Below are 24,861 nucleotides of genomic sequence, written 5' to 3'. Positions count from 1 at the left end.
AATTAGTAGTCGTTTAAAATATCGCCTAATGGGTCGCCAGAGTTGCCTCCGCCATTTGAGTTAGAAGAACCGCCCATTTTAGATAAGTTCAAGTAAATAAGAGCTAAAGCGACACCTAAAGCACCTAATGCGATTAATGTTAATTGAGAAATCGCTGCGACTACGAAACCGATAATGAAGAATGGCCATACTTCTTTTGTTGCCATCATGTTGATTACTAATGCATAACCTACGGCAACGACCATACCACCACCGATAGCCATACCATCAGTTAACCAAGCTGGCATTGATTCTAAGAAATTACGAACAGTGTCAGCAGGAATGAATAGTAACGCACCTGCTGGAATCGCAATACGAATACCTTGTAAACATACAGCGAAAATGTGTAACATTTCAACTTGTTTAATGTTGCCTTTTTCAGCAGCCGCGTCCATCATGTGAACGATTGGCACCGCAACTGTCCGAACGATCATTGTTAAGAACAAACCTGCAACCGCTAAAGGAACTGCGATAGCAATCGCTGAAGGAACACCTTTAACACCTTGGCCACCTAAAACTAAAATAATTGCTGAGGCAACAGATGCTAAAGCGGCATCCGGCGCAACGGCAGCCCCGATGTTCGCCCAACCTAACGCGATCATTTGTAAAGTACCACCTAAAACAATTCCGGCTTCTAAATTACCAGTAACTAATCCGATTAATGTACATGCTACTAACGGTTGGTGGAATTGGAACTCATCCAAAATCCCTTCCATACCAGCTAGAAAGGCAACGAGTAAAACTAAAATAATTGATATAACAGACATGATAAGCCTCCTATTTTGATTTGTATTTGGCGAGTTACGCGTTTGCTAACTCATTTTTTGCTTTTTTCAAAATTTCGTCCATATTCGCTTTTGAATCATTTGGCACTTTACGCACATCAAATTTGATGCCTTTGGCTTTTAATTCATCAAACGTATCAACGTCTTCTTGACCCATTGATAATACTTTGCTTACAACGACTTTTCCAACAGAGTGAGCCATTGAACCAACGTTTACTTCTGGGATTTCTACGCCGCCTTCAACCACTTTTAAGACGTCTTCAGGATTTTCAAATAATAATAATGCTTTTGTATTGCCAAAACGTGGATCTTTCGCTACTTCAATCATTTTACTGATTGGAATAACATTGGCTTTTACTCCTGGAGGAGCTGCTTGTTCGATTAATTTCTTACGTAAGTCATCTTTTGCAACGGCATCAGAAACAACAATAATTCTGTTTGGTTGTGTTGCTTTTGTCCAAGCTGTTGCTACTTGACCATGTAATAAACGTGAATCAATACGTGCTAGCACAAATTTAATTTTGCCATCGCCAACAACTGTACCTGGTGGTAACGAACCTTTTGGCTGTGCATCTTCTGTCGTAGCAGCTTTTGGTGCTTCTGCTGGTTGTAACTCTTCTGGTTTAACTTTGACACCATCTTTTGCTGTTTCAAGAATGTGTGTCGCAATTTCTTGTGCTGATTCCATAGAGAAACGAGAAGCATATGCTTCAATAACCATTGGTAAGTTCATACCTGCAACGATTGCCCATTTGTCTTTATGATCTTCTAACAATGAGTTCGCTTGGTTAAATGGTGTTCCTCCCCATAGGTCAACTAAAAATAGTACTTCGTCTTGATTGTCAAACGATGCAATGGCTTCTTGCATTTTTGCTTTTACATCATCGGGACCTTCGCTAGGCATTAACGTAACTGCTTTTACATTTTCTTGTTCGCCAAAGATCATTGCACCAGATTGCAAGATCCCTTCAGCAAATTCACCGTGACTTGCTAGGATAATTCCTACCATTTTTATACCTCCTGTATAATTGATGTTTTTTTTCATGGTTGTACTGCTAAACGCTTTCACTTTTTGAAAAAAATCAGATAAATCAGATTCTGACAAAAATAAATGAAAAAATTTCAATAGTTCTTGATTTTTTTCAACATCAGCACTTGCCTTTATCAATACAGTTCATGAAGCAATGATGTTGGTCCTAGGCCACCACATCCTTTCAATGTCTTTCGTCTGTAAAAATAAACGTCAGCTGGCGTTATTTTCTTTGCTACGCTCTTTTTTCAGTAAATCCATCAAATTCACTTGGCTGTCTGCTGCGACTTTTCGAATTTCCAATTCAATACCTTGTTCATTTAAAAACAGAAATGCTTTTAAATCGTTGGCATCCACTGCGACTGCATTCGTAATCATTCGCTTGCCTGTGCTGAAACTCATTCCGCCAATATTCACAGAAGTTAGTTGTACACCGCCTTCGACCACTCGTTTCACGTCCAAAGGATTAGTGAATAACAACATGGCTCGAAACGAATCAAAACGAGGATCAGGGTAAACATCAATCATTTTTTGAACAGTGATGACATTTACTTTGACACCAGGTGGAGCAGCTTGGACCAACAAGGCTTTTCTCAAATTGTCATGAGCAACGGAATCACTAACCACTAAAATGCGATTAATGTTCGTCAATTTTGCCCAAACAGTTGCTACTTGGCCATGAATTAATCGATCATCAATTCGAGCTAAACGAATATCCATTACCATCGGGAATGCTCCTTTAAATTCATTTTTAAAGGTTAGGACCTTTGTCTTTTTACTTAAAAATTTTAGGTAAAAAGGGACACCTTATTATAAGCAAGTTTCGTGCCAACTTTAGTGTATCGGTTCGAAACCTAGAAAATTATAGGTTTTTTTAAGAAAATTAAAAAATAGATACACTAATAAATAGTGTATCTATTTTTCTGTATTAATCTAGTGTATCAATTTCGGTGATTTTATCTTCGATACACTGGGCATTTTTGACTAACTGTGCGATAAAATAAACTTCTTCTGCTGGAATATCCATATTAAGAGCTTCTTCCATAGTCTCAATTGAGGCCACAATCACTGGATAAATTGGTTCTTGAACCAATCGACCAAGTTCCTTTTCTGAAACCGTCAGTGTATCATTCCGTAAAATACGCTCCAACATGCCCGATGTGTGCATAATCAAATTGATGTAAAATGTGTACTCTTCTGGCATCGCTAATTGGGTTTGGATATTTTTAGCGAATGACCACAACAGATCAATGATTTTTTTTCCATTAATAAAAGTGAAACTTTGCTCCATATATTTGAGACAAATTTCTTTTGCTGCCGCTTCGTCCAACGGCTTATTCATTACTTCTTCTTTCCGCTCTGCTAGTAATTGCTGAATAATTTTTTCTGCTTCACCGGAAAAGAAATTTTCCATGGAAATATAAGGAACTCCAATTTTGGGATTGGTAATCCCAGTTGTCGCAATAATTTCATAGTCTTCTTGAATTTTAGGCAAGACTTCTTTCATATTTATAATGGACAAAGGAATCACTTCTAAATGCCAGTCTATTTGTGGCAAGACAGCTTCCTCAATAAGCTCTTTCATTCGGCGCGCAGTTCCTTCTCCAGAAGCGCAGATAGCAATAATTGCTCTTGTTTTCCAATTTTCAATGATTTGTTTCGTTTCACTTTGGCGAATATCGGCATAGCCATGAAAGTTTTTTAAAGACTCGTGAAGTGTTTCCAATTGCGTATCAATTAATGCGGTTTTGCGGGCCGCTTCAAGCACAATTGGCGTGGTCACCATGTCTACTGTCCGCACATCAATGCCTGTCTGGCGTACAATTTCTTCTGAAAACGTACTTAATGAACCCATGTCCACCAATAATAGTACGCCATTTTCTTCATTCACTTCACCAACTGCTTCAACGATTTTACGCAAAGCTTCTTTCGGTGGCATATCTAACGGCATATCCACAGCCTTCAAATTATCAACATTTAACAATTGAGAAACCACTTGTACCATACTGCTAGCGGTACTATTTCCGTGCGCAGCCACGACAATGCCAATCCGGCCAGCCTCAGGATTTTCTCTTAAAGAAATGAGCAAAACAGCTAAATAGTAACTTTCAGATTCAGGAATCTCCATCTGATAACTACTTTCAATAATATTTTTAATTTCTTTCGCTGTTTCAAACTCTGTTGGATAATCTAAAACCATATTTCGAATACTTTCATTTAAAGGATGCTTAGGATCTTTGCCTAATTGGATGCGTTTCAAGAAAGAACTAATGTGTAAACTCATTGCATAAATAAAGTTGGGTTGAAACGAATACGATAACCGCTTCGCTGCAAAATTATAAATTTTCTTAGTGACATCAATAATTCGTTGGTCCACAATTTCGGCCAATTTATTTTCTGTATCAAAGGTGAATCCATAATCTTTGTAGAAAGATTTTAAATGAACATTGATATCCGTTGTAATAAAATTATTAATTAGTTCTTGGTCCAAGCCATCTGCTTTTAAGAGAGCCGCTTTATCTCCAATAATCTCATATAGATTGTAAGGCAATTCATAGGCATCTGACTGAATAGCTACTAAAGATTCATTTGGTGATACCACTAATTGCGGTTCCAGATATTTCGATAACTCCGACAATACTTCTCGATTACTGGCAAGTTGCATAATGCCTTCTTTAATATTGTCCGTTAATTCGTCCATCGTAATCATTAATTCCTCTTGTTCCATCTGATTAAGGAACCCTCGCGCAGTCACAAGTTGCACATTCGATTTTAGCTGACCGACATTTCCATAAGAAACACTTCCGATTAACGCTTTGACCACATCTTCTGACAAAGAGATTCGCCGTTGAATCCGCGCTGCTTCCATTGAAACCATCACTTTTAGGAGGTCAATTTTTTCTTTCGCAGGACGGTCACTAAAGTTCGGTAATTGAATGATAATCGGAATGCGTCGCACAAAAGTATTCAATAAAGAAGAAGTAGGATTCTCCGTCGTAGCACAAATAATCCGAACATCCGCATGATGTGATTTCACTGTTTCACCTAAACGCGCGTACACGCCGTGATCCATAAAATAAAAAATCATTTCTTGTCCTTCGGGTGGTAACCGATGTACTTCATCTAAAAACAGAATGCTGCCATCTGCTTCATCAATAATCCCTTCTTTCGCTTTCGTAGCGCCTGTGAAGGCCCCTTCTACATACCCAAATAAATGCGACATCAAAAGTTCTGGATTATGCGCATAGTCTGCACAGTTAAATACCACAAACTCTTTTTCTTTGGCCACAATTTGGTTCAGCTTCGCAAATTGAAACATGGCATGAGCAAAATAAGTTTTCCCAGAACCTGTTGGTCCAGTAATTAAACAATTCAAGCCTTTTGGCGGATATAAAATCGCTGCTTTGGCTTGTTCAACCGGCGTTTTCATGCTTCCAGCTGAACCGATAATTTTTTTGAAAATATCTTCAACTTCTGGGGTTTTGCTGGTCGTGACTACTGGTTCAACCAATGGTTCGATAAAAGTTTTTGTGGAGTGATCCATTGATTTTTCCCGATAACTTTTAACTGGCTTGGTTAATGGTCGATGCTGAAACGCCACCTGCGCGACATATTTTACTGGTCGACCAGATAATTTTTTCAAGCGCCCTTCACGAACCAGTTGATTCAAATCTTTACTAGCATTGGTCCGCTGAATGTTTAAACGTTCTGAAATTTCTTGTGTCGTGACTCCCGCATCACTTGTTAAGGTCATTGGCGTTAAATTCTTCGTTTGCTCTTTAACATATTGATAGATTTTTTCAATCCGCTTCATTTTTGATGGCTCCTTTAATCGATACACTAATTAATTTACATGATACAGTGTATCATTAAAAAAATACACTAAAAACCCTTTCATGAAAAAAAATTCTGTTTCACATGAAACATTTTAAAAAAGCGCCTTTTTTCTATAAAAAACCCACCTTTTTATTCGTTTCTGTAAAAAGATTGAAACTCCTTGAAAAAAGGTTCTGTAGCCGATATAATGCAGAGAGGTTCAAGAATATATTAAAAGCGAGGAAAACAATTGATTACTGTTAATGATGTAAGTTTACAATTTCCAGATCGTAAACTTTTTGAAGAAGTGAATATTAAATTTACTCCTGGCAACTGTTACGGCTTAATCGGCGCAAACGGTGCAGGAAAATCAACGTTTCTTAAAATTTTATCAGGTGAGATTCAACCGACAACTGGCGTGGTTTCAATGGGTCCTAATGAGCGACTAGCAACGCTGAAACAAAATCACTTTGACTACGAAGACTACACTGTTTTAGAAACTGTAATTATGGGACATAAACGTCTTTACGAAGTAATGAAAGAAAAAGATGCTATCTATATGAAAGAAGATTTTTCAGATGAAGATGGGATTCGTGCCGCAGAACTAGAAGGCGAATTTGCTGAACTTGACGGTTGGGAAGCAGAACCTGAAGCAGCTGTTTTACTCCAAGGGCTAAACATTCCAGAAGAATTACATGATCAAAAAATGAGCGAATTAACAGCTGGTCAAAAAGTCAAAGTATTATTAGCTCAATCTCTTTTTGGTAAACCAGATGTCTTACTATTAGACGAGCCGACAAATGGTTTAGACACCCGCTCAATCAATTGGTTAGAAGAATTTTTAATCAACTTTGAAAATACCGTTATCGTGGTTTCCCATGACCGTCATTTCCTAAACAAAGTCTGCACTCACATGGCAGATTTAGACTTTAGTAAAATCAAACTTTACGTTGGTAACTATGATTTCTGGTTGGAATCAAGCCAACTAGCGACAAAATTGCAAGCACAATCTAATGCCAAAAAAGAAGAACAAATCAAAGAATTACAAGACTTTATCGCTCGTTTTAGCGCCAATGCCTCAAAATCAAAACAAGCAACGTCTCGTAAAAAAATGTTAGATAAAATTACCTTAGATGATATTCAACCTTCCTCTCGTCGTTATCCATTCGTTGGTTTTACACCAGAACGTGAAATCGGCAATGACTTATTACAAGTTGAAAATGTCTCTGTAACGATTGATGGCAAAAAAATCTTAGATAATATCTCGTTCAACTTAACAAAAGATGATAAAGTGGCATTCATCGCTGACTCAGATATTACAACGACTACGTTATTCAAAGTGATTATGGGCGAAATTACTCCCGATACAGGTTCTGTTCGTTGGGGCGTTACAACTAGCCAAGCTTATTTACCAAAAGACAACAGCAAAGACTTTGAAGAGCCATTAACCATTTTAGATTGGTTACGTCAATTTGCTGGTAAAGAAGAAGATGACAATACGTTCTTACGTAGTTTCTTAGGTCGGATGTTATTCTCTGGTGAAGAGGTACTAAAACCAGTCAATGTTCTTTCCGGAGGCGAAAAAGTGCGTGTCATGCTTTCAAAATTAATGCTTTCCAAAGCCAATGTCTTAGTTTTAGATGATCCAACGAACCACTTAGACTTAGAATCAATCACTGCGTTAAATGATGGGTTGATGGCTTTCACTGGTTCAATTCTTTTTGCTTCACATGACCACCAATTTATCCAAACATTAGCGAACCGAATTATTGCTGTTTCTGATAAAGGGGTCATTGATCGGGCAGAAACAACCTATGACGAATTCTTGGAAAACCCAGAAATTCAAAAACAAATGGACGTTTTATTCAGTTCAGATTATTAAAAAAATAGAGAAGTCATTTTTTAATGACTTCTCTATTTTTTATTTTCTTTTTTCACCAAAAGAAAACACAGCAATACAACCTATTCCGGTATGACTAGTAATGGTGGGTCCTAGAGGATAAATCAGTATCTCATTAACTTCTATTTCTTTTTCAATTAATTCTTTGACTTTTTCCGCGTCATCTTTCGTTCCTGCATATGCAATCAACAGTGTTTGTTTCATTGGCTCTACAATGCCTTGAATCGTTTCTTGCGCAATCTTTTGCAAGGACTTGTTTCGTCCACGAGTTTTACCAACGGATGCTAGTTTGCCTGCCGCATCCACGCGAATAATTGGTTTAATGTTCATTAAGCCACCAAGTGCAGCCGCTGTTTTAGAAATCCGTCCGCCACGTTCTAAATGTTTTAAATCATCTACCGTTACCCACGAGTGAAGTTTCATTTTTTGCTCTTCAAGATAGGCAACAACTTCTCCTAATGAATGACCATCTGTTTGTAATCGAATGGCTTCTCGGACTAACATCCCTTGACCTAAGCTAGCTGCTTTTGTGTCAATAATATGAATTTCTACATTATCATATTCTTCTTTTAACATCTCTACTGATTGCAACGCACTTTGATAAGAGCCACTTAACCCAGATGAAAAAGCTAAATAAATCACCGGTAACCCTTGCTCCACAAAAGGACGGAAAAATTCATTGTAGCGTCCTACATTAACTTGAGAGGTAGTGGGCATACTTCCATTTTTAATGGCCGTTAAGAAGTTCTGATAATCAAACGTTTCGCCTAAATCATCGCGATATTCTTTCCCGTCAATTTGAATATTCATGCTAATAAAAGGTACTTGGTTTTCTTTTAAGTATGTATACGGCAAGTCACAACAAGAATCTGTCACTAATTGATAATTCACGGACAATTGCCCCCTTCATGTTTTCTTTTATTTTACCATAGTTTTTCATTTTTATATAAAATTAAAAAAGAACGTAAAGGCTGAACTGGCATAAGCCATCCTTTACGTTCCCTTAAAAATCTGCTTAAATTTGTGCCCAAACGCTTTCTAAAACGTTCGTTTGGTTACGGTCTGGACCTACAGAGAATGTTGAAATGCGCACACCAACTAATTCTGAAATCCGATGCACGTAGTTACGAGCATTAGCTGGTAAATCGGCTAAAGTTTTGCAACCAGTGATATCTTCAGACCAACCTGGTAATTCTTCATAAACTGGTTTACAGCGGCTTAATTCTTTCAAGCTTGCTGGATAATGATAAATTAATTCACCATCAAGTTCATAAGCTGTACAAATTTTCACCGTTTCTAAACCACTTAACACGTCAATCGAGTTTAATGACAAGTTTGTAATCCCTGATACACGTTTTGAATGACGCATAACTACTGAATCAAACCAACCGACACGACGCGGACGTCCTGTTGTTGTTCCGTATTCTTTACCGACACGACGAATGGTTTCTCCTGTTTCATCAAATAATTCTGTTGGGAATGGGCCGTCACCGACACGTGAAGTGTACGCTTTGCAGACACCAACCACTTTATTAATTTTTGATGGACCAACGCCACTACCGATAGTTACGCCACCAGCTACTGGATTAGAGGAAGTAACAAATGGATAGGTTCCTTGATCGATATCCAACATGACACCTTGTGCCCCTTCAAATAAAACCCGTTTTCCAGCATCTAATGCATCATTTAAAATAACCGAAGTATCTGTAACATATTGTTTAATTTGTTGTCCGTATTCATAGTATTCTTCAAAAATATCATCAAATTCAATGGCTTCGCTATCAAACATTTTAACGAATTGACGATTTTTTTCTTCTAAGTTAATTTGCAAACGTTCCGCAAAAATTTCTTTATCCAATAAATCAGCGATACGGATTCCCACCCGTGCTGCTTTATCCATGTAGGCTGGGCCAATTCCTTTAATCGTTGTCCCAATCTTGTTTTCACCTTTCGCATCTTCTTGCAATTGATCCAATTTAATATGATACGGCAAGATGACATGGGCACGATCTGAAATACGTAAATTATCAGTGGCAACATTATTTTCTTTTAAATAAGCTAATTCTTTTACTAAAGATTTTGGATTCACAACTACGCCGTTACCAATTACACTAATTTTTTCTTTATAGAAAATCCCTGAAGGAATTAAATGTAATTTATACGTTACGCCGTCGAATTTAATGGTATGTCCGGCGTTATCTCCGCCTTGGTAACGAGCGATCACTTCTGCGTTTTCACTTAGAAAGTCTGTAATTTTTCCTTTACCTTCGTCGCCCCATTGCGTTCCAACAACTACTACTGATGACATTCGAACACCTCGTTCATAATTTTTTTGTCCTGAATCATTGTACCAGTAAAACCAGTCCCTTTCAAGGGTAAAAATCGAATATTCTTTCACAATCAAAAGCGTTTCTGTCAAAAATACGAACATTTTTAGTTATGTTTTTGTAAAATAATAAAATATACGAATATTGTTCGTGTTTTACTCTCTGATTTTAATCCCTTAATAAGCAAAAAAACGAACTCAAAAAATGAGTTCGTTTTTTAAAATTCTGTCCTCGGCGAAAGCGAAGAAAATTTATTATATTCTTTAATGAAAAGTAATTCGACCGTTCCACGCGCACCACTACGGTTTTTCTCAATGATGACTTCTACAACATTGTCAACTTCTGGTGGCTCATGATCGCCGTCTTCTCCTTCACCACGATCATAGTAATCATCACGATAAAGAAAGGCAACGATATCGGCATCTTGCTCAATGGAACCTGATTCACGAATATCACTTAACACAGGACGTTTATCTTGACGTTGTTCCACGCCACGAGAAAGCTGTGACAAAGCGATAACCGGGACTTTTAATTCTTTCGCTAATTTTTTTAATTGACGTGAAATATCAGAAACCTCCTGTTGGCGGTTCTCTTTTCCAGTTCCTTCAATCAATTGTAGGTAGTCGATCAAAATTAGACCTAGGTTGCCTTTTTCTTGTGCTAATTTACGACATTTCGCACGAATTTCGGTAATTTTAATCCCTGGTGTGTCATCAATATAGATATTCGCACGGGACAAACTACCCATCGCAATAATTAAGTTTTGCCATTCTTCTTCAGATAATTGCCCTGTTCTTAAATGGCTGGCCTCAATGGATCCTTCTGCACAAAGCATCCGGTTCACTAATGACTCTGCCCCCATTTCTAAACTAAAAATAGCGACAGCTTTATCTGTTTTGGTGCCGACATTTTGGGCAATATTTAATGCAAAAGCGGTTTTCCCTACCGCTGGACGGGCCGCTAGAATGATTAGCTCTTCCGCTTGCAAGCCAGCAGTCATTTTATCCAATGCTTGATAGCCTGTAGGTAAACCAGTAATCTCTTCATCATTTTGGTATAATTGGTCAATATTCGCAATAGTTGTATTTAGAACATCTGAAATTGATAAAAAGCCACTGCGATTCCGCTTTTCAGAGACTTCTAAAATGCTTCGTTCTGCATCATCCAAAATAGATTCAACATCTTCACCTTGCTCAAAGCCTTTAGTTACAATCTCTGTAGCGGTTTGGATTAAGTTGCGCAGCAACGATTTTTGTTCAACAATTTTTGCATAATAAATGACATTGGCAGCTGTCGGTACAGCTAAAGCTAAATCTGACAGATAACTTAGTCCGCCAACATCTTCTAACAAATTCTCTTGTTCTAGGCGATCTTTGATTGTTACCACATCAATCGCTTCATTTCGGTCGCTTAAGGTCATCATCGTTTGGAAAATCAACTGATGACTACGACGATAGAAATCTTTAGGTTCCACATATTCCATCGCTTCTATTAGCACATCTGCATCTAAGAAAATAGAACCTAAAACGGCTTGTTCCGCTTCAATATTTTGTGGCGGTACCCTATCTTGCAATAATTCATTCATTTTGTTCTCTCCCACGATGTCTTACTTTCTGGTTCATTTAGTCTATCCATTTTAACACAATTTCATTAAAAAAAGTACATTTTTTCTCTGCTGATTTCTCTATTTTTAGTTCACTTTCCAATTTTTAAAAATATACAATTAATAAAAATATAATACTTTCGTTAATTTAAATTGTTGTGTATTTGATTTTTAAATATTATAAAAATAATTTGAGTAATTTATTTTGCATAAAAAAGAAGCCGGAGAAATCGGCTTCTTTTTTATCGATTGTATTATTCCGCTACGACATGAACCTTAATTTTCGCTGTAACTTCATGATGTAGTTTGACTGGTACGTTAGTGTAACCTAGAGAACGAATTGGGTTGGCTAATTCGATTTTGCGTTTATCCAATTTTACATTGTATTGTTTGTTTAAGGCTTCTGCAATTTGTTTTGAAGGAATTGAGCCAAATAAACGGCTGTCTTCTCCAGCTTTTGCCTTGATCTCTACAACAGTCTTTTCATCTTCTAAAAAGGCTTGCATTTCTTTTGCTTGTGCTAAAACTTCTGCTTCATGTTTTTCTTGGGCTTTCTTTTGACCCGCTAACGCACTCATGCTCCCTTTATTGGCTTCTTTCGCATAACCATTTTTAATTAAAAAGTTTTGGGCGTAACCAGTTGGCACTTCTTTTACGTCCCCTTTTTTTCCTTTTCCTTTAACGTCTTGTAAAAAAATGACTTTCATTTCCTTCACTCCTGTTCATACATTTCATTAATATTTTGACGAATTACATCAAGTAGTTGCTCTTTTACTTCTGCTACTGTTACGTTTGATAATTGTACTGCCGCATTAGTAAAGTGACCGCCACCACCTAAATTTTCCATAATAATTTGGACATTAATTGAACCATTACTCCGAGCACTAATCCCAATCTGTTGATCCGTCCGCTTGGTAATGACAAATGCTGCATTAATCCCTGCCATAGAAAGTAATGTGTCCGCTGTTTTGGCAGCTGTGACACTATCATATTCTTTGTCTTCACTCCCTGCAACAACGACGGTATCTTTTGTGACATATTCGCTTTTAGAGATTAAGTTGTTCATTTCCAGATAGCTTGTAAGATCAGAACTTAATAGATATTGTACTAAAGATGAGTCTGCTCCACAAGTTCGTAAATAACTAGCCACATCAAATGTTCGCGCCGTCGTTCGTGTATTGAAACTTTTCGTATCAACCACAATTCCCGCCAACATCATGGTTGCTTCAAAGGCCTGCAGTTTATTTGCGCTATTACTTTGGTATTCGATCAATTCTGTGACTAATTCTGAAGCAGAAGAGGCAGAAGATTCAATATAAGAAAGCAAGGGTTTTGCTGGAAATTCGTCTCCTCGTCGATGGTGATCAATGATTACCACTTTATCAAAACGCTCATAGAGCTCTTGTGAGATCGATAGAGACGGTTTATGGTAATCTACCATAACTAATAAGCTACTTTCTTTCTTGCGCTTCATGGCCTCTTTAGGACTAATAATGCGCTCTTCTAATTCTGGGTACTCTTTAATCGCCTCTAACACTCTTTTGACATCGGGAATGATTTCATTTTCATCTAAAACAATCCACGCTTTTCGATTATTAAACGAAGCTAAACGAGCAACACCAAATGCTGAACCTAACGCATCCATATCTGGATAACGATGGCCCATAATATAGATGTCAGCAGATTCCGCAATAATTCCCTTAATTGCCATGCTCATTGCACGAGAACGTACTTGGGAACGTTTCGTCGTTACTGCCGTTTTTCCACCAAAAAATAACGGCTTCGCTTCATCTTTGGCTTCTTTTACAACCACTTGATCGCCGCCACGTACTAAAGCTGTATCTAGGTTTGTTTGAGCCGTGGTCCCGGTTTGATCTAATGTTGGCCCCCCATAAGCAATCCCCATACTTAACGTAATGGCTACTTCATGGTTAGCTGATTCCTTACGGATCGTATCCAAAATAGAAAATTTTTCGTCCATCATTTTTTGAATATCTTCCCATTGGGCAATGAAAAAATAACGTTCTGCGTTGATTCGCTTATAAAAAACTTTGTATTGGTCCATCCAATCAGAAACCATCGTCGTAATGAAACTATTCAAATAAGAAATTTCTTTCTCGTCCATTGTATCGGTGACATCATCATAATTATCGACAGACACAATGCCAATAGCCGTTTGCATTTCGACTTTTTCTTGATACAAATTACTTTCTTTAGTGATATCTTCAAAAGTAATTGTATGTTGTTCTTTATTGACGCTAAAGCGATAGGTATTTTCATCAATCGTAAAGATATCTTGGTTTCGTTCTGCTAATTCTAAATAAGACGTAACTTGGCTAGCGGTTAACGTTAGCTGATTGTCTTTATTAAAAATAGAAGCAGCATAAGGATTAAGCCATTCTACCGCGCGTGTTTCCCCGTTATACGTAATAATCCCCACAGGTACTTCATTCACAACATAATCCAACGATTGTTCAGCAATGGAACTTGCTTCTTGAATCTTTTCTACGTTTGTAATTTCTACATCTCTAATCAACAGCCGAATAACCACTAAGAGAAAGATATCTAATGCGATAATTACCGCCAATAGCAGCCATTTATTTGTTAGTAAGAAATAGAGGAGAAATTCTACTAAGAGAAGACCCACAACAATTAAGAAACCGTTTTTTTGAATTCTCTTCTTTTGCATTTTTTTGCCTCCAATCTTTCTGCAGACCTTTGAGGCGACTTGTTCCAACGAGCGTATTGCTCTGGTGATTCACTAGTTATTTCATCCCTTATTTTATCACAAAACACTTCATTCTGCGAACCTTGTTATGTTTCACGTGAAACACTAGTCAAGATAAAAAAGAACCAAAGAGCAAGCTCTTTGGTTCTGGAAATTGTCATAAAATTATTGTTCGTCACTAACGAATGGTAATAATCCCATGATACGTGCGCGTTTAATAGCAATCGTTAATTTACGTTGGTTTTTAGCGCCAGTACCTGTAACACGACGTGGTAAAATTTTGCCACGTTCTGAAATGAATCGTTTTAACAATTCAGTATCTTTATAATCGATGTATTCGATGTGGTTTGCTGCGATGTAGTCGACTTTCCGACGTTTACGTCCGCCTCTTCTTTGTTGTGCCATTCTTGTTCCCTCCTATCAAATTCGTTTAGAATGGTAAATCATCATCTGAAATGTCGATAGATGAACCTGAGCCACCAAATGGATCAGAATCTTTATCGAAATCAGGCATACCGTTATTGTTTTGCGACTGAGAAGATGATGGATTGAAACTATTGTTGTTATTAAATCCAGAACCGGCATTGTTATTACCAAAGCTACGATTTTGTGATTGATAACCATTTTCGTTGTTATTAAAGCTACCGCCGCCAGTTCCTCTTTGTTCTGAAGCAGAACGAGATTCTAACAATTGGAAGTTTTCACAAACCACTTCAGTTACGTAGACACGTTGACCTTGTTGGTTCTCGTAGTTACGAGTTTGAATTCTTCCGACAACACCTAATAATGTACCTTTACGGGCATAATTAGCCATTGTTTCTGCGGGTTTACGCCAAATCACACAGTTGATAAAGTCTGCTTCACGGTCACCATTTTGATTCGTAAAGTTACGGTTTACAGCAAGTGTAAAGGTCGCAACAGCTGAACCACTAGCGGTGTAACGTAAGTCAGGATCTTTTGTCAATCTTCCGACTAATACAACGTTATTAATCATTCAAAACATCTCCTTTCGTCAATAAATGTTTCATGTGAAACAAATTATGCTTCTACCTTCACGATCATATGACGGATAATATCGTCATTGATTTTTGCTAAACGATCAAACTCGTTGATTGCGCCAGCTGTTGATGGAGAAGTAACGTTAACGATATGATAGATGCCTTCACGGAATCCGTTCATTTCATATGCTAAGCGGCGTTTTTCCCAATCTTTAGATTCGATAACTTCTGCTCCGTTATCTTTTAAGATTGTGTCGAAACGTTCTACTAAAGCAGTTTTTGCTTCTTCATCAATGTTCGGACGAATAATGTACATGATTTCGTACTTCGTATCTTGACTCATTGATTTTCACCTCCCTATGGACTTCAAGGCTCTTAGTTGGCTAAGAGCAAGGAGAACATACCTAAAAAGGTAGTTCACAATCTCTAATTATATGCTAATTGATGGACAAAAGCAAGAAATAGTTTTGAAAAGCCCCAATAAAAAAGTTTCGCCAGTTGGCGAAACTTTTTTATGTTATTCTTCTGTTTCTGATGTTGTTTCGTTTTCTGTTGTTTCTACAACTTCAACGATTTCTTCTTCCACTTCTTCTGGTTCTACAACAGCCATCGTTACCACTTTGGCACCATCTTCCATTCTCATTAAACGAACCCCTAATGTTGCGCGTCCTGTTTGAGAAACAGAATCAACGTTAAAGCGGATAATGACGCCTTTGTTCGTAATCAATAAGATATCTTCATCCCCATTGACCGTGGTTAAACCAGCTAATGGACCATTTTTCTCAGTGATATTTGCTGTCTTAATCCCTTTACCGCCACGTCCTTTAACTGGATATTCAGAAGCTTTTGTACGCTTACCATAACCATTTTCAGTAATGACTAGGACTTCTTTGTTTTCATCCAGAATCGCTGCACCGACCACATAATCATTTTCGCGGAGACGGATTCCCCGAACGCCTGATGCTGTCCGGCCCATATCACGTACAGTATTTTCATCAAATGTGACAGAGTATCCTGCATGTGTTCCGATAATCATCTTCTGATTGCCATTAGTCGTTACCACGTTAACTAACTCATCATCTTCTTTTAAGCTAATGGCGATTAATCCATTACTACGGATATTAGAAAAGGCTGTTACGGCTGTCCGTTTGACGGTTCCTTTTAAGGTTGTGAAGAACAAGTATTTACCTGCTTCCGCTTTGCCCTCAACAGAAATAATCGCTTGAATTTTTTCTGCAGAATCAATTCCCAGTAAGTTAATCACTGGAATTCCTTTTGCTGTTCTACCGTATTCAGGGATTTCGTAACCTTTTGCTCGGTAAACTTTCCCAGTGTTCGTAAAGAATAATAACGTGTCGTGTGTTGAACAAGAAACTAGGTTTTTCACGAAATCATCATCGTGAACGCCCATCCCTTGGACACCACGTCCGCCGCGGCGTTGCGCCCGGAATTCGGAGTTTGCCATCCGCTTAATGTAGCCGTTATTGGTTAACGTAATCACGACTTCTTCTTCTTCGATTAAATCTTCATCTTCAAGACTTAGGACTTCACCTACTAATAATTCTGTGCGTCGTGCATCACCAAATTTTGTGCGAACGTCATTTAACTCTGTTTTAATGATTTCAATGACGCGCTCTGGGCGGGCTAAAATGTCCTCTAAGTCCGCAATGAATTTCAATAGCTCTTGATATTCATTTTCAATTTTGTCGCGTTCTAAGCCTGTTAAACGGCGTAAACGCATATCTAAAATCGCTTGCGCTTGACGATCTGAAAATTCAAAGCGTTCAATTAACGTTGCTTTTGCTTCGTCATCTGATTGTGACCCACGGATAATGGCAATGATTTCATCGATATGATCTAAGGCAATTCGTAGACCTTCTAAAATATGCGCCCGTGCTTCTGCTTTGTTTTTGTCAAAAATCGTCCGGCGAGTAATGACTTCTTTTTGGTGCTCGACGTAGTTTTCTAAAATACGTTTCAAGCTTAAAATTTTCGGTACGCCTTTTTCGATGGCTAACATGTTAAAACCAAAAGATGTTTGTAAGGCAGTCATTTTGTACAAGTTGTTTAACACAACAGAGGCACTCACATCTCGACGAACATCGATGACAATCCGCATGCCTTCACGAGAAGATTCATCCCGCAAATCAGTAATTCCTTCAATTCGTTTATCTCTGTGTAATTCAGAAATTCGTTCGATTAATTTGGCTTTATTCACCATATAAGGCAATTCAGTTACTAAAATACGTTCTTTTCCATTCGGCATTTCAGTCAATTCAACTTTTGCACGAACAGTAATCGAACCTTTCCCTGTTTCATATGCTCGGCGAATCCCTGATTTCCCCATCACTAAACCGCCTGTTGGAAAATCTGGTCCAGGTAACACTTCCATCAATTCATTCGTCGTTACATCAGGATTGTCCATCAATAAACTTGTTGCATCAATCACTTCACTTAAATTGTGTGGTGGAATATTTGTTGCCATCCCCACCGCAATCCCCGTTGTTCCGTTAACTAGTAAGTTTGGAAAACGAGCAGGTAAAACTACTGGTTCTTGTTCTGAATCATCATAGTTTCCTTGGAAATCGACTGTATTTTTGTTAATATCTCGTAGCATTTCTAAAGCAATTTTACTCATACGTGCTTCGGTATAACGCATAGCGGCAGCGCCGTCACCATCGACGGAACCGAAGTTTCCGTGGCCGTCAACTAACATAGCCCGATAACTAAAAGGTTGTGCCATCCGCACCATTGATTCGTAAATCGCACTGTCCCCATGGGGGTGATATTTACCCATAACATCCCCAACAATCCGGGCTGATTTTTTGTGTGGTTTATCAGGGGTTACCCCTAATTCGTTCATTCCATATAAGATTCGGCGATGAACAGGTTTTAAACCGTCACGAACGTCAGGTAACGCGCGGGCTACGATAACACTCATTGCGTAGTCAATGAAAGATTCTTTCATTTCGCTGGTCAGATTGACGTCTTGAATGTTTTCTTTAATTTCTTCACTCATGAATTTTTTCCCCTCTAAATATATGTTCTAGCGTCTCTTACAACGTTGCGACACATTAAATATCCAAGTTTTTCACGTAATGGGCATTTTCTTCGATAAACGCACGACGTGGTTCCACACGATCGCCCATTAGCATTTCAAAAATTTGGTCAGCTTCAATGGCATCATCGACACTCACTCGCGCCATTAATCGTTTTTCTGGGTCCATTGTTGTTTCCCAAAGTTGGTGATCATCCATTTCACCCAACCCTTTGTAACGTTGAACACTTGGTTTTGGTGAAGCAGGTAATTCTTCTAACACTTTTGCTAGTTCCTCTTCAGCATGTTTGCCCGGTTGAACGTAGGTGATATTTTTCCCTTGTTTCACACCATATAGTGGTGGTTGGGCAATATACACATAACCAGCTTCAACAATTGGCCGCATGAAGCGATAGAACAAGGTTAATAACAACGTTCGAATATGCGCACCATCGACATCGGCATCGGTCATAATCACTAGTTTGTGATAACGTGCTTTAGAAACATCGAAATCTTCGCCGAAGCCTGTTCCCATAGCTGTAAATAATGACCGAATTTCTTCATTGGCTAAAATTTTATCCATGCTAGCTTTCTCGACATTCAAGATTTTCCCACGAATTGGTAAAATGGCTTGGAATTCACGGCTACGGCCTTGTTTTGCTGAACCGCCGGCCGAGTCTCCTTCGACGATAAATAATTCGCATTTTTCCGGATCTTTACTTGAGCAATCAGCCAGCTTCCCTGGCAAGTTGCTAATTTCTAAAGCGCCTTTACGACGGGTGACTTCACGGGCTCTTTTAGCGGCTAAACGAGCTTTTGAGGCCAACATACCTTTTTCGACAATTTGTTTGCCGACTGTTGGATTTTCCATCAAGAATTTTGTAAAGTATTCTGAGAACAAACGATCCGTAACGGTCCGTACTTCTGAGTTCCCTAATTTCGTTTTCGTTTGTCCTTCAAATTGAGGATCTGGATGTTTGATGGAAACCACTGCAGTTAAACCTTCACGAACATCTTCCCCAGTTAATTTTTCATCGTTTTCTTTCATCAATTTTTGTTTACGTGCATAGTCATTAATCACACGTGTTAAAGAAGTTTTAAAACCAGATTCATGCGTTCCGCCTTCATAAGTATGAATATTGTTGGCAAAACTTAAAATATTTGAGTGGTAGCCATCTGTATACTGCATTGACACTTCCACTGTAATATCTTGTTGCTCTCCCTCAATGAAGATTGGCTCTGGGAAAATAACGTCTTTATTGGCATTTAAATGCTCAACATAACTCTTAATCCCGCCTTCATAGTGATACTCTTTTTTATCTTCTTGTCCTTCACGACGGTCTTCAATTGAAATGTGTAAGCCTCGATTTAAAAAGGCTAATTCACGAACCCGTGTTGCTAATTTATCAAAATCATAAACGGTTGTTTCTGTAAAAATTTCAGGATCTGGAATAAAGTGAACAGTGGTTCCGTGACGATCCGTTTCTTCGATAACTTTTAGGTCATCAACAACCGCACCACGACGATATTCTTGGTAGTACACTTTGCCATCTTTATAAACACGAACATCTAAACTGGTCGATAAAGCATTAACAACAGAGGAACCAACACCGTGCAAGCCACCTGATACTTTATAGCCGCCACCGCCAAATTTCCCGCCGGCATGTAGCACTGTAAACACTGTTTCCACAGCTGGGCGACCTGTTTTGGCTTGAATCCCGACTGGAATTCCACGACCATCATCGATAACAGTAATACTATCGTCTGGTTCGATAATTACTTGAATTGATTTAGCAAATCCTGCTAAGGCTTCGTCGATAGAGTTGTCAACGATTTCCCATACTAAGTGGTGTAACCCTTCGCCACTAGTAGAACCTATGTACATACCAGGACGTTTCCGGACAGCTTCTAAGCCCTCCAAAACTTGAATCTGACTAGCGTCATATTCTTGCGCACGTTCTCTCATGTTTTTTTCTTCTTCTGTCATGTCGCTGAATTCCTTTCTATCTTGCCTTGTTGAACATAAAAAATATCTGGTTCAACTGTTAGCTTGTCTTTTATGTGATCTAAACTAGTTGTCGTTAAGAACGTTTGAACTTTGCCTTCAATCGTTTCTAACAAGTGAATTTGACGTTCATTATCTAATTCACTCATGACATCATCTAGTAATAACACAGGATATTCTCCTGTTTCTGAATGCATCAAATCAATCTCTGCCAATTTAATACTTAAAGCTGTCGTCCGCTGTTGGCCTTGTGAGCCATACGTTTGAACATTTTGACCATTGACAATAAATAGCAAATCGTCACGATGAGGGCCTAAAAAAGTATTCGCTTTAAACAATTCACGCTTACGATTGTTCATTAATTGTTGGAGCAATTGATTTTGAAGTGCTTCTAAGGAAAGATCCGTGTTGTCAATTGGGATGCTTGATGCGTAGTCTATGGTGAGCGTTTCGCGTCCATGACTAATTTTTTGATGGAGTAAGTTTGCCCAGTGTTCTAATTTTTTAAGAAAACCTAACCGAGCGTATAGGACTTTCCCGCCAAATTCAGCTAGCTGCTCTGTCAAAATATCCAGATAAACAGTATCTGTTTGTTTCTTTTCAGCTAGTTGTTTTAGGTATTGGTTCCGTTGCTTTAAAACAGACTGATATTGGACAAGATCATAAAGATAAATAGGACTCACTTGTCCGAGTTCCATGTCAATAAATTTCCGGCGGACTTGAGGTGAGCCTTTCACCAAAGATAAATCTTCTGGGGCAAATAAAATAACATTCAGTTGCCCAATGTACGCACTGAGCCTTTTTTGCTCAATGTGATTAACCTTGGTTTTACGTCCTTTGTTGGAAATTAAAATTTCCAACGGCACGGTGCCTGTCTTTTTTTCAACCACACCGCTAATTTTAGCTGCTGCTTGTTCCCAGCCAATTAATTCTTTTTCATTGCTGGTTCGATGACTTCGTGTCATTGCTAGAACATAAATGCTTTCTAACAAGTTGGTTTTTCCTTGGGCGTTTTCGCCTAAAAAAAGATTTAACGTTTTTGGAAAATCTAAACTGACTGTTTCATAATTACGATAATGCTGAAGTGTCAGCTCATTCAGCCGCATCGTCGGACTCGTTTCCGTTTTTCACCATAAAAAAAGTACCTTCTTCAGGTATCTCAATCATCATGCCCGCATAAAGTTTCCGTCCGCGACGATTTTCCAACTCGCCATCAACAAACACGCTATTGTCTGCCAAATACCATTTGGCTTGGCCGCCACTACCAATGACGTTGATTTCTTTAAGAAACTGACCAAGCGTTATATACTCAGTTGCTAAAACAAACGTTTTTTTCAATGTACATCCCTCTTTTTTCTAATACGTTCTCATATATATTATACCCTTTTTCATAAGAGAAAACAAATTTATCTGTCTAATTTTCATTCTAAGCAATTTTAATTCTAAATGACCGAAAATATTATTAGGATAAAAAAACTCTTAAAAAGCATTTTAAAACGGAAATTGATATTTTCTTGAGAAAAAAGGGGCCTGATTTGGCAGAAATGACGAGTAGCGTTTAACTAAAAAACAATTAGGGGTAACTCAAAGACAAACGAAGAGGGCAGGAATTGAAGAAAAGTAGCTTGTAGAGGTCTGAGCGTCGTTTTAAGCAACGTAAACTTCTTTCACTAGGAAATGTTCATAAAAAAATGAACAGCTCTTAAACGAAAAATTAAAGGGCTTTTTTCTTTATCCATGAAAAAAAAAGCTGAATTTATTCGTCAAACGATAGTTCAAACATTCACAATCTTATTAGCGTAAAAGCTATTCTAGTTTTAAAAAGCTTATCTAGCAGCGTTTATCGGCTTTAAACAGACGACAAAAAAGAACCTTCGGCGATCATAGTGATTTTCCGAAGGTCTTTTTTAAACATGATTAATTTGTACGAACCGGTGTAATTAGTTGAATGAAATCTAGTTCTGTTTCGGTTGGCTCCAATGTAAACGGACGAATTGGAGAAAGGAATTTCACGGTAATATTCATATCGCCAAACGCTCGCAACGCATCTTTCATATAATCTGGGTTGAAAGAAATATCCAACGCTTCACCAGAAACATTTTCATAGTTTAACGATTCTTCGACTTTTCCAATTTCAGGTGAATTTCCATATAAAACAACAGAATCTGGTGAAATTGAAAGGCGAACAATATTGTTACGTCCTTCATGAGAAAGTAAAGAGGCACGTTCGATTGCTGAAAGCAATTCTGGTACATAAAATTCAATTTGCGTGTTATGGCTAGTTGGAATTAAACGGTTGGTATCAGGATAATTTCCTTCTAACAAACGAGAATAGAAGTACATTGTTTCTGTTTTAAATAGCACTTGGTTTTCCATAATGCTGATTTCAACCATTTCTTCTTCATTGGTTAATGAACGAGAAAGTTCAGTTAAACTTTTTCCTGGAATTACAATGTTAAAGTCTTCTACTGCTTGTTCTGTCGGGATCACACGTTGACTTAAACGATGTGAATCTGTTGCAACGGCAAGTAATTTTTGATTTTCTAAAATAAAGTGAACCCCAGTTAAAATTGGACGACTTTCGTGCATCGATACAGCAAAACCTGTTTCACTAATAATTTTTGTCAATAAATGAACAGGTAATTTCATTTGGTTTTGAGTATCAATTACTGGTAAGTGCGGATAATTATCCGCATCTAATCCATTAACCGTAAAATCAGCTTTTCCTGAAGTAATTGCAACTTGATTGTTATCTAGAACTTCCATTGTGAACATATCTTCTGGTAATTTACGAATAATTTCGCCAAAGAAACGAGATTGTAAAACGATGCTACCTGTGCGTTCAATGGTCATTTGAGCTTTTTCATCGTCTTTACTTAAAAAACTTTCAATTGAAATATCCGCGTTACTCCCAGTAAGTGATAAGCCATCTTCTGATAACACAATTTTAACACCTGTTAAGATTGGAATCGTTGTTTTAGAAGAAATTGCTCGTTGAACAGTTTGTAATTCTTGTAAAAAGACACTTCGTTTGACCGTTAATTTCATAATGTAAACTCCTTTTTAAGTATTTTCAATACGTTCTAATTTTGTACGCCACTGTTTTGTATATTATATATAAATAAATAATAAAAGTAATAGGGCATGTTGATTCTGTGGAAAAGTCAAAAGAGCATTGATTTTACTAAGTTATCCACTTGTGTATAAGTTGTGGATAACTTTGTTCTTTTTTGTTTAGTTTTCCACATCCTAAGAGTTCAATAAATTTTTAATTTCACTGACTTCTTTTTGAATCGCTGGATCTTTTTCCAATAATTGCTGAATCTTTTCGTGCGCATGAATCACCGTTGTATGATCTTTACCGCCAAATTCGGCACCAATTTTTGGCAAGGAATTGTCGGTCATTTCTCTAGCAAGATACATTGAGATTTGACGAGGAACCACAATTGTTTTCACCCGTTTTTTCCCTTTTAAATCTTTAAGAGGCACATGATAATATTTGGATACTTCTTCTTGAATTTGTAAAATGGACAATTGATTTTTACTACCAACTGATTTTAGAGATTTCAAGGCGTCCGCCGCTAAACTAGTGGTAATATCTTCTCCATTAATAGTTGCAAAGGCTTGAACGCGGACCAAAGCCCCCTCTAATTCACGGATGTTGGAATCAATTTGACCAGCGATATAACTTAGTGTATCATCCGGAATTTCTAAACGCTCGGCATCTGCTTTTTTGCGCAAAATTGCAATCCGTGTTTCTAAATCAGGCGGGGTGATATCAACAGACAAACCCCAAGCAAAGCGAGAAACTAATCGTTCAGGTAATTTTGGAATATCATTCGGCGGGCGATCACTTGTTAAAACAATTTGTTTATTTTCATTGTAAAGATCGTTGAAGGTATGGAAAAATTCTTCCAATGTTGCTTCTTTTTCCGCCAAAAATTGAATATCATCGACTAATAATAAGTCAACATTGCGATATTCTTTCCGAAATTGTTCGGATGTCTTTGTTTGAATTGAGTTGATAAATTCATTCGTAAACGTTTCGCTACTAACATATTTGACTTTGGCATCTGGTTGATTCACTAACATTTGATGACCAATGGCATGCATCAAATGGGTTTTCCCTAACCCTACACCACCATAGAAGAAAAGGGGATTGTAAATCGAACCCGGATCCTCCGCAACAACAAGCGCTGCAGCGTGAGCCATTTGGTTTCCTTTACCAATAACGAAGGTGTCGAAAGTGTACTTAGGATTAAGCATCGCTTTTTTACTTTGTTCACTAAAAACAATTTCTTCTTCGGCAGGTTCTTCGAGTTCTTGTGCCAGTGCTGCGTCTTTTTCATCGGCAACAACAAAATGGGGCATCACTTCTGCACCGGTCAATTTAAATCCAGTTTCGACAATTTTTGCCGAAAGATTTTTTTCCCAGTAATCACGATGAACTGCAGAAGGGACTTCTAGCCACAATTGATTGTTGTCTAATTTCAAAGGGCGTGTGGTTTTAATCCAAGCATCAAAACTTGGCGCCGACAAAATCGCTTGATAGGCTTCTTCAAGGCTATGCCAAAAACTTTCCACGTCGGGCAT

At 38.0% G+C, this 24,861-nt stretch carries 19 protein-coding genes; 1 reads left to right on the top strand and 18 read right to left on the bottom strand.

Annotation, left to right across the window (positions count from 1 at the left end; genetic code table 11):
• Positions 1 to 2: 2 nt before the first annotated feature.
• The 4 genes from IGL93_RS00095 to IGL93_RS00080 form a co-directional block, all read right to left on the bottom strand.
• Positions 3 to 806, bottom strand: coding sequence for a PTS mannose/fructose/sorbose transporter subunit IIC (locus tag IGL93_RS00095; protein WP_002356031.1), 804 nt, complete (start codon positions 804 to 806; stop codon positions 3 to 5).
• A 34-nt stretch (positions 807 to 840) separates the two neighbouring features.
• A complete protein-coding gene (locus IGL93_RS00090; protein WP_010775468.1) occupies positions 841 to 1,833 on the bottom strand; it encodes a mannose/fructose/sorbose PTS transporter subunit IIA in 993 nt (330 codons plus the stop codon).
• A gap of 234 nt (positions 1,834 to 2,067) precedes the next feature.
• Positions 2,068 to 2,580, bottom strand: coding sequence for a mannose/fructose/sorbose PTS transporter subunit IIB (locus IGL93_RS00085; protein ID WP_002385473.1), 513 nt, complete (start codon positions 2,578 to 2,580; stop codon positions 2,068 to 2,070).
• A 202-nt stretch (positions 2,581 to 2,782) separates the two neighbouring features.
• The gene (locus IGL93_RS00080; RefSeq protein ID WP_010775467.1) at positions 2,783 to 5,668 is read right to left on the bottom strand and encodes a sigma 54-interacting transcriptional regulator; all 2,886 of its coding nucleotides are present in this window, start codon (positions 5,666 to 5,668) and stop codon (positions 2,783 to 2,785) included.
• A 252-nt stretch (positions 5,669 to 5,920) separates the two neighbouring features.
• Here IGL93_RS00080 and IGL93_RS00075 point away from each other — a divergent pair, with 252 nt between their 5' ends.
• The gene (locus tag IGL93_RS00075; protein ID WP_002359215.1) at positions 5,921 to 7,552 is read left to right on the top strand and encodes an ABC-F family ATP-binding cassette domain-containing protein; all 1,632 of its coding nucleotides are present in this window, start codon (positions 5,921 to 5,923) and stop codon (positions 7,550 to 7,552) included.
• Between the two features lie 39 nt (positions 7,553 to 7,591).
• Here the strand turns inward: IGL93_RS00075 and IGL93_RS00070 are convergent, their stop codons facing one another.
• From IGL93_RS00070 to dnaA, 14 genes are all read right to left on the bottom strand, one after another.
• A complete protein-coding gene (locus IGL93_RS00070) occupies positions 7,592 to 8,461 on the bottom strand; it encodes a DegV family protein (protein WP_002359214.1) in 870 nt (289 codons plus the stop codon).
• Between the two features lie 124 nt (positions 8,462 to 8,585).
• Entirely contained in the window at positions 8,586 to 9,878 is a 1,293-nt protein-coding gene (locus IGL93_RS00065; protein ID WP_002359213.1) for an adenylosuccinate synthase, read from the bottom strand.
• A 236-nt stretch (positions 9,879 to 10,114) separates the two neighbouring features.
• On the bottom strand, positions 10,115 to 11,482 hold the full coding sequence (dnaB, locus tag IGL93_RS00060; RefSeq protein ID WP_002381331.1) for a replicative DNA helicase: 1,368 nt from the start codon (positions 11,480 to 11,482) through the stop codon (positions 10,115 to 10,117).
• A 272-nt stretch (positions 11,483 to 11,754) separates the two neighbouring features.
• Positions 11,755 to 12,207, bottom strand: a complete 453-nt coding sequence (gene rplI, locus IGL93_RS00055) for a 50S ribosomal protein L9 (protein WP_002356023.1) — start codon at positions 12,205 to 12,207, stop codon at positions 11,755 to 11,757.
• Positions 12,208 to 12,212: 5 nt separating this feature from the next.
• Positions 12,213 to 14,237, bottom strand: a complete 2,025-nt coding sequence (locus IGL93_RS00050) for a DHH family phosphoesterase (protein WP_002363542.1) — start codon at positions 14,235 to 14,237, stop codon at positions 12,213 to 12,215.
• Positions 14,238 to 14,393: 156 nt separating this feature from the next.
• Positions 14,394 to 14,633 (bottom strand): 30S ribosomal protein S18, encoded by a 240-nt coding sequence (gene rpsR / locus IGL93_RS00045; protein ID WP_002356021.1) that lies wholly within the window; start codon positions 14,631 to 14,633, stop codon positions 14,394 to 14,396.
• A 25-nt stretch (positions 14,634 to 14,658) separates the two neighbouring features.
• On the bottom strand, positions 14,659 to 15,222 hold the full coding sequence (ssb, locus tag IGL93_RS00040; RefSeq protein ID WP_002363544.1) for a single-stranded DNA-binding protein: 564 nt from the start codon (positions 15,220 to 15,222) through the stop codon (positions 14,659 to 14,661).
• A 44-nt stretch (positions 15,223 to 15,266) separates the two neighbouring features.
• Positions 15,267 to 15,569, bottom strand: coding sequence for a 30S ribosomal protein S6 (gene rpsF / locus IGL93_RS00035; RefSeq protein WP_002356019.1), 303 nt, complete (start codon positions 15,567 to 15,569; stop codon positions 15,267 to 15,269).
• A gap of 174 nt (positions 15,570 to 15,743) precedes the next feature.
• Positions 15,744 to 18,245 (bottom strand): DNA gyrase subunit A, encoded by a 2,502-nt coding sequence (gene gyrA, locus IGL93_RS00030; RefSeq protein WP_002361457.1) that lies wholly within the window; start codon positions 18,243 to 18,245, stop codon positions 15,744 to 15,746.
• Between the two features lie 55 nt (positions 18,246 to 18,300).
• Positions 18,301 to 20,250, bottom strand: coding sequence for a DNA topoisomerase (ATP-hydrolyzing) subunit B (gyrB, locus tag IGL93_RS00025; RefSeq protein WP_002359210.1), 1,950 nt, complete (start codon positions 20,248 to 20,250; stop codon positions 18,301 to 18,303).
• Positions 20,247 to 21,374: a DNA replication/repair protein RecF gene (gene recF, locus IGL93_RS00020; protein ID WP_002356016.1), complete on the bottom strand. Its 1,128-nt coding sequence runs from the start codon at positions 21,372 to 21,374 to the stop codon at positions 20,247 to 20,249. Before recF ends, gyrB begins: the two co-directional genes overlap by 4 nt.
• The gene (gene yaaA / locus IGL93_RS00015; protein WP_002356015.1) at positions 21,361 to 21,606 is read right to left on the bottom strand and encodes a S4 domain-containing protein YaaA; all 246 of its coding nucleotides are present in this window, start codon (positions 21,604 to 21,606) and stop codon (positions 21,361 to 21,363) included. Before yaaA ends, recF begins: the two co-directional genes overlap by 14 nt.
• A 579-nt stretch (positions 21,607 to 22,185) precedes the next feature.
• Entirely contained in the window at positions 22,186 to 23,316 is a 1,131-nt protein-coding gene (gene dnaN, locus IGL93_RS00010; protein WP_010775466.1) for a DNA polymerase III subunit beta, read from the bottom strand.
• A 201-nt stretch (positions 23,317 to 23,517) separates the two neighbouring features.
• Positions 23,518 to 24,861 (bottom strand): chromosomal replication initiator protein DnaA, encoded by a 1,344-nt coding sequence (gene dnaA, locus IGL93_RS00005; RefSeq protein ID WP_010707915.1) that lies wholly within the window; start codon positions 24,859 to 24,861, stop codon positions 23,518 to 23,520.

Source organism: Enterococcus sp. DIV1328a (genome assembly GCF_050536905.1).
Taxonomy (GTDB): Bacteria; Bacillota; Bacilli; order Lactobacillales; family Enterococcaceae; genus Enterococcus; species Enterococcus faecalis.
The sequence above is the reverse complement of the archived record's forward strand: the minus strand, read 5'-3'. Positions and strand labels throughout refer to the sequence as shown.